This is a genomic window from Phenylobacterium sp. (genome assembly GCF_030645195.1).
Classification (GTDB): Bacteria; Pseudomonadota; Alphaproteobacteria; order Caulobacterales; family Caulobacteraceae; genus Phenylobacterium.
In genome coordinates, this window is record NZ_JAUSLW010000010.1 from 21,267 (window position 1) to 27,708 (window position 6,442).

At 68.4% G+C, this 6,442-nt stretch carries 6 protein-coding genes and 1 pseudogene; 6 read left to right on the forward strand and 1 reads right to left on the reverse strand.

The genetic code is table 11. The features are described 5' to 3' along the window. Positions 1–38 precede the first annotated feature (38 nt). Positions 39–608 carry an inorganic diphosphatase gene (gene ppa / locus Q7T09_RS00815; RefSeq protein ID WP_304697066.1) on the reverse strand — a complete coding sequence of 190 codons (570 nt, stop codon included), beginning with the start codon at positions 606–608 and terminating at the stop codon, positions 39–41. A 291-nt stretch (positions 609–899) separates the two neighbouring features. On the opposite strand from ppa, the gene Q7T09_RS00820 reads away from it, so the two are divergent. The 6 genes and pseudogenes from Q7T09_RS00820 to Q7T09_RS00845 all read left to right on the forward strand — a co-directional run. Beyond that, positions 900–1,469, forward strand: a complete 570-nt coding sequence (locus Q7T09_RS00820; RefSeq protein ID WP_304697067.1) for a shikimate kinase — start codon at positions 900–902, stop codon at positions 1,467–1,469. Beyond that, positions 1,439–2,359 (forward strand): annotated as a pseudogene (gene fusA / locus Q7T09_RS00825) (elongation factor G); the annotation flags it as partial. The gene Q7T09_RS00820 and the pseudogene fusA, both read left to right, overlap by 31 nt. A gap of 152 nt (positions 2,360–2,511) precedes the next feature. After that, positions 2,512–3,063, forward strand: coding sequence for a ribosome maturation factor RimP (rimP, locus tag Q7T09_RS00830; protein WP_304697068.1), 552 nt, complete (start codon positions 2,512–2,514; stop codon positions 3,061–3,063). Between the two features lie 4 nt (positions 3,064–3,067). Further along, on the forward strand, positions 3,068–4,759 hold the full coding sequence (nusA, locus tag Q7T09_RS00835) for a transcription termination factor NusA (protein ID WP_304697069.1): 1,692 nt from the start codon (positions 3,068–3,070) through the stop codon (positions 4,757–4,759). 97 nt (positions 4,760–4,856) lie between these two features. Continuing rightward, complete coding sequence (locus tag Q7T09_RS00840; RefSeq protein WP_304697070.1) at positions 4,857–5,486, forward strand: RNA-binding protein; 630 nt, start codon at positions 4,857–4,859, stop codon at positions 5,484–5,486. 87 nt (positions 5,487–5,573) lie between these two features. Beyond that, positions 5,574–6,442, forward strand: an 869-nt coding sequence (locus Q7T09_RS00845) for a translation initiation factor IF-2 associated domain-containing protein (protein ID WP_304697071.1), incomplete at its 3' end; no start/stop codon positions are given.

Here is a 6,442-nt window from a genome sequence, read left to right on the forward strand (position 1 = left end):
CCGGTTCAGGCGCCCGTCACGCCCTCTGGCAATCCTAGCTACTTGAGCTGCTTGGCCTTGGCGGCGGCCTTCTCGGCCTCCATCTGGGCGTTCAGCTCGATGCCCGCGCGGATCAGCTCGCCGGTCTCTTCCGGATCGGCCCAGCGGACGATCTCCACCGACTTGCCCTTTTCCAGGTCCTTATAGTGCTGGAAGAAGTGGGCGATCTGCTCGGTCAGGATCGCCGGCAGGCCGCGCCAGGAGTCCAGGCCGGCATAGAAGGGGTGCAGCTTGTCCACCGGGACGGCCAGGATCTTCTCGTCGTTGCCGGCCTCGTCCACCATCATCAGGCAGCCGATCGGCCGGCAGCGGATGATGGCGCCGGGCACCACCGGGGTGGGGCCCACCACCAGGATGTCCATGGGGTCGCCGTCGCCCGACAGGGTGTGGGGGATGAACCCGTAATTGCCGGGATAGAACATGGCGGTGTGCAGGAAGCGGTCGACATAGATCGCGCCGCTCTCCTTATCGAGTTCGTACTTCACCGGTTCCCCGCCCTGCGGGATTTCGATGATGGCGTTGACGTCATAGGGCGGGTTGAAACCCACCGAGATCTTGGAAATGTCCATGGGGAGATGGCCTTTTCACACACAGGAAGAGTAGGCGCGGTCTTTGGACTATTCGGCGCGCGGGATAAAGGCCCGACCCCTTACGAATAAACGCGCCACGACCTTCGATTGGGCGCAAGGCTGGCCTTTGAAAAGGCGCGCCCCATGACCCTCAATGGCCAAACCCTCTATCTCGCCCTCGTCGTCGTCAGCTTCACGGTTCTGATCGTGGTCATGCTCGGCGTGTCGATCTGGTCCAACCGCAAGCCCTGATCCCTTGACGTCCGCGCGCCGCCGGGGTCGCCTTCGCCCATGGCGCGTATTTTCATCATCGGTCCCGGCGGGGTCGGCAAGACCATGGCGGGGGCTGAGCTGGCCGGTTTGCTGGAGTGCCCCTTCGTGGATCTGGATCAGGCGTTCATGGCCCGGGTCGGTCATGTCGACGCGGTGATCCAGGGCCAGGGCTACGCCCGCTATGTCGAGATGAACTCAGCCCTGTTCGCAGCCTTGGTCCCGGAGTTGCCGCCCGCCTGCGTGGTCGCGCTGTCCTCAGGATTCCTGGCCCGGGAGACCCCTGCGCCGCTGCTGACGGCCAATCGCAACGCCGTGCGCGCCGCCGGAACCTCGATCCGCCTGCTCCCCAGCGCCGACCTCGCCGAGGCGTCCCGCATCGTCGTCGCCCGCCAGATGGGGCGCGGGTTCAATCTGGACGAGGCCCGCGAAACCGCCAAGTTCGCCCGGCGCTTCGCCGACTATATGGACCAGGGGGATATCCGCATCTTCAGCGCCGCCGCGCCCGCTCAGATCGCCGCGGAGGTGGTTGCCGCCTTGACTTCGGATTGCGCCCAAGGCTGCCTGGCCCGCCACGATTGCAGGACCTGACAATGCCCGCCCGCCGGCTGCCGCCCTTGATTGAAGTCGCCATCGAGCCGAAGTCGAAGGCCGACCAGGAAAAGCTGGGCGTGGCCCTGGCCAAGATGGTCGCCGAAGACCCGTCCTTCACCGTCCACACCGACCAGGAGTCGGGCCAGACGATCATGAAGGGCATGGGCGAGCTTCACCTCGACATCAAGGTCGACATCCTGAAGCGCACCTACAAGGTCGAAGCCAATATCGGCGCGCCGCAGGTGGCCTATCGCGAGAGCCTCGGCAAGGCGACGAACATCGACTACACCCACAAGAAGCAGACCGGCGGCACTGGTCAGTTCGCCCGCGTGAAGATCAAGTTCGAGCCCGGCGAGCAGGGTTCCGGCTTCATCTTCGAGAGCTCCATCGTCGGCGGCTCGATCCCGAAGGAATTCATCCCCGGCGTTCAGAAGGGCCTCGAAACCTCCAAGGAAAACGGCCTGCTGGCCGGCTTCCCGGTGATCGACTTCAAGGCCACCCTGTACGACGGCGCCTATCACGACGCGGACTCATCGATCGACGCCTTCGAACGGGCGGCCCTAGGCGCCTTTCGCGAACTGCGCCTGGCGGCCGATCCGCAGATCGTCGAGCCCATCATGAGAGTCGAGGTCCAAACCCCGGCCGAGTATATCGGCGATGTGGTCGGCGACCTGAACAGCCGGCGCGGCGAGCTATTGGCTGTTGAGGTGGAGGGAAGGGTCATCGCCCTGGTCCCTCTCAGCAACCTCTTTGGTTACGGCGCGACGCTGAAGGCCTTCAGCAGAGGGCTTGCGGCATACGACATGGTCTATGATCACTATGCGCCCTTGCCCCAGGCGCACGACGACGATCCGACCTTCTCCCCCGCCATCGGCATGCGGGCCTGACAGGGCGGCTGAAACCACCTTGCGCCTGGGGCTGACAAGTCCCCAGCGGAGTGCTATATAGGCGCTCACATCGTCCGTAAGCGCTGGATAGCGCCTATGAGCGGCAGGCTTCGGCCCGGCCGCTTTTTTGTTGCCGGAGAGCCGCCGAGCCCATGCGAGGCAAGACCGCAGAAGATAGGACGCTCCTGGAGCTGCTGGACCCCGTGGCCGAGGCCGCGGGTTACGAGATCGTCCGCCTGCGCCTGATGGGCGGCGAGCACGCCCGGCGGCTGCAGATCATGGCCGAGACCCCCGACGGCGAGATGGTGGTGGAGGACTGCGCCAAGCTGTCGCGGGCCATCTCCGAGATCATGGACGCCGCCGATCCGATCACCGGCGAATACACCCTGGAGGTCTCCTCCCCCGGCGTCGACCGGCCCCTGACCCGGATGAAGGACTTCGCCAACTACGAGGGCCACGAGGCCCGCCTCGAACTCGACCGTGTCGCCGACGGCCGCAAGCGCTTCCGCGGCCTGCTGGCCGGGGTCGAGGGCGACAACGTGGCCATCGACCTGGAGGGGGAGGCGGAGACCGCGCTGATCCCCTTTTCCTGGGTCGTGGAAGCCAAACTGATCCTGACCGACCAGCTGATGAAGCGCGGCGCCGAAGAGCGCGCCGCACGGCTGGCCGAAACCCAACAACAGACGCCCGAGCAAGAGGACTAAGACCATGAGCCTGACCGGCATTTCAGCCAACCGGCTTGAACTCCTGCAGATCGCCGAGGCCGTGGCCCGCGAGAAGTCGATCGACAAGGAGATCGTCATCGAGGCGATCGAGGAGGCGATCCAGAAGGGCGCCCGCTCGCGCTACGGCGCCGAGCACGACATCCGGGTCCATATCGATCCCAAGACCGGCGAGACCACCATCAAGCGCGTGATCACCGTGATCCCCGACGATCTGGTCTATGAAGCCGAGGACAGCGAGGAAGGCCCCAGCGAGCCCATGGGCTCGCGCCGCCTGCGCGAGGCGCTGGCCGCCGACAAGGACGCCTTCGTCGGCAAGACCTACGAAGAAGTCCTGCCGCCCTTCGAGTTCGGCCGGGTCCAGACCCAGATGGCGCGCCAGGTGGTGACCGGCAAGGTCCGCGAGGCCGAGCGCGAGCGCCAGTTCGAGGAGTTCAAGGACCGCGTGGGCGAGATCGTCAACGGCGTGGTCAAGCGCGTCGAGTACGGCAACACCGTCGTCGACCTGGGCCGCGGCGAGGGCATCATGCGCCGCGACCAGTCGATCCCGCGCGAGAACTTCAACATCGGCGACCGCATCCGCTGCTACATCTACGACGTGCGGCGCGAGACCAAGGGCCCGCAGATCATGCTCAGCCGGGCGCACGGCGGCTTCATGGCCAAGCTGTTCGCCCAGGAAGTGCCGGAGGTCTACGACGGCGTCATCGAGATCCGCGCCGTGGCCCGCGACCCGGGCAGCCGCGCCAAGATGGCCGTGGTCAGCAACGACTCGAGCATCGACCCGGTCGGCGCCTGCGTCGGCATGCGCGGCTCGCGCGTCCAGGCCGTGGTGGCCGAGCTGCAGGGCGAGAAGATCGACATCATCCAGTGGAACCCGGACGAGGCGACGTTCATCGTCAACGCCCTGGCCCCGGCCGAGGTCTCCAAGGTGGTCATGGACGAGGAGGACGAGCGCGTCGAGGTGGTCGTGCCGGACGAGCAGCTGTCGCTGGCCATCGGCCGCCGCGGCCAGAACGTGCGCCTCGCCAGCCAGCTGACCGGCTGGCAGATCGACATCATGACGGAGTCGCAGGAGAGCGAGCGCCGTCAGAAACAGTTCGCCGAGACCACCGTCCTGTTCCAGGAGGCCCTGGACGTGGACGAGGTCATCGCCCAGCTGCTGGCCACCGAAGGCTTCGTCTCGGTCGAGGACGTGGCCTATGTCGAGCCGCATGAGATCGCGGCCATCGAGGGCTTCGACGAGGACACCGCCGACGAGCTGCAGGCCCGCGCGCGCGATTTCCTCGACAAGGAGGCCGCCGCCCAGGACGCGCGCCGCGTCGAGCTGGGCGTCGAGGACGCCGTGCTCGAGATCGAGGGCGTCACCCTGCCGATGGCCGTGGCCCTGGGCGAGGGCGAGGTGAAGTCCGTCGAGGACCTTGCCGGCCTGGTCCCCGACGACCTGCGCGGCTGGTTCGAGAACAAGGACGGCGAACGGGTCCGCGAGCCGGGCATTCTGGAGACCTTCGCCCTCAGCCCCGAGGACGCGGAAGCGCTGATCATGCGCGCCCGCATCGTCATGGGCTGGATCGAGGCCCCGCCGGAGCCGGAATACGAGCCCGAGTTCGAGTCCGAGGGTCTCGACAACCCCGAGGATCTCGACCTGGCCGTGGCTGAAGGCGAGGCGCAGGACGCATAAGGGAAGGGACTAGGGGTTAGGGATTAGGGGTTAGCCGATCGCGCCGACCCTCAATTCTTCACTAGCCCCTAGCCCCTAGCCCCTAGCCCCTAAACTCATGCGCCCTCCAGCCACCCACGCCCAGGCTTCCCGCGAGCGCCGCGACATCGTCTCCGGCGAGGTCATGGACGAGGCGCGGCTGATCCGCTTCGTGGCCGGTCCGGACGGGGTGGTCACGCCCGACCTGGCGCGCAAGCTGCCGGGCCGCGGCATCTGGGTGGCGGCCGACCGGGCCAGCGTCGAGACGGCCGTGAAGAAAGGCCTGTTCTCGCGCGCGGCCAAAACGAAACTGATCGCGCCGGCGACCCTGCCCGACACCGTCGATTCCCTGCTGATGCGGCGGCTCCTCGACGGGCTGGGCCTTGCGCGGCGCTCCGGAGACCTTACTTCGGGGTTCGAGAAGGTCATGTCGTCCATTCGTGGCGGCAAGGCGGCCTGGCTGATCGAGGCGTCGGACGGCGCCCCGGACGGACGGCGCAAGCTGCTCGGCGCGATCCATTCGAGCCCTTCTCCCCCCCACCTGTTCGGCCTTTTTTCCTCCGAGGAATTGGGTTTGGCCTTGGGGGGCGAGAATGTGATACACACCGCCTTCCTTGCGGGGCGAGCCTCCGGACGCTGGACATCGGACGCCCAGCGGCTATCAGGCTTTCGCCCGCTTCTCCCTGAGAGCTGGCGCGAGGAGCCGTAGTGGACCGGGCGGCGACGCCTCGGTCCCTTCGCGGTTTGAACTAGACGATTAAGGCCGGATACGCCGGCCGTGAGTTAAGCGAGACGCATGAGCGACGAGAACGACAACGGCCGGCCCGCCCGCCCCTCCCTCACCCTCAAGCCCCGCGCGGGCTCGGTGAACGCGGGCGTGGTCAAGCAGACCTTCAGTCACGGCCGGTCGAAGACGGTGGTGGTCGAAACCAAGCGCGTGCGCACGCATGCGCCCGGCGGCGGCTCCAACCTCGCCGGTCCCTCGGCCGCTGAAAAGCGCACGACCTACGAACCGAGCCGCGCTTCCGGCGGCGCTCGCCCGTCCGGCCCCGGGGGGCTGTCGGCCGAGGAACATGCCGCCCGCCAGCGCGCCATCGACGCCGCCCGCGAAGCCCAGGAGCGTCAGGCCGCCCAGGCCCGCGCCCGCGCCGAGGAAGAGGCGCGCCAACGCGCCGCCGAACAGGCCGCCCGCGCTCCGGCTCCAGCTCCGGCCGCCGCCCCGACACCGGTCGCGCCCGCTGCTCCGGTTGCGGCGCCCGCGCCGGCCGCTCCCGTGGCCGCCGCGCCGGTGGCTCCGACACCCGCGCCCGCTCCGGTCGCCCCGGCTCCCGTCGCCCAGGCTCCGGCCCCGGCCGCGCCCGCCGCGCCGAACCAGACCCGCACCTATGAGCCTTCGCGCGAACGCCGCGACGACCGCACCAGCACCACCACCTACCGGCCGCCCAGCGCCGGCCCGTTCAACCAGCGGGCCCCGCGTCCGGACGCCGGCGCCAATTTCGGTCAGCGCACGCCGCGTCCCGAGGGCGACCGCGGCCCCCGTCCGCCGCGCGAGGGGGACTCCCGTCCGCCGCGCGAAGGCGCCCGGCCCGGCGAAACCGTTCGCTATTCGGCCCTGGCTCCGCGCCCGGCCGCCCGGCCCGGCGATCGCCCGGGCGCCGCGCGTCC

Bases quoted from the DNA above. Each gene is read 5' to 3' on its own strand.
- ppa (WP_304697066.1), bottom strand. From the start codon at position 608: ATGGACATTTCCAAGATCTCGGTGGGTTTCAACCCGCCCTATGACGTC.
- Q7T09_RS00820 (WP_304697067.1), top strand. From the start codon at position 900: ATGGCGCGTATTTTCATCATCGGTCCCGGCGGGGTCGGCAAGACCATG.
- rimP (WP_304697068.1), top strand. From the start codon at position 2,512: ATGCGAGGCAAGACCGCAGAAGATAGGACGCTCCTGGAGCTGCTGGAC.
- nusA (WP_304697069.1), top strand. From the start codon at position 3,068: ATGAGCCTGACCGGCATTTCAGCCAACCGGCTTGAACTCCTGCAGATC.
- Q7T09_RS00840 (WP_304697070.1), top strand. From the start codon at position 4,857: ATGCGCCCTCCAGCCACCCACGCCCAGGCTTCCCGCGAGCGCCGCGAC.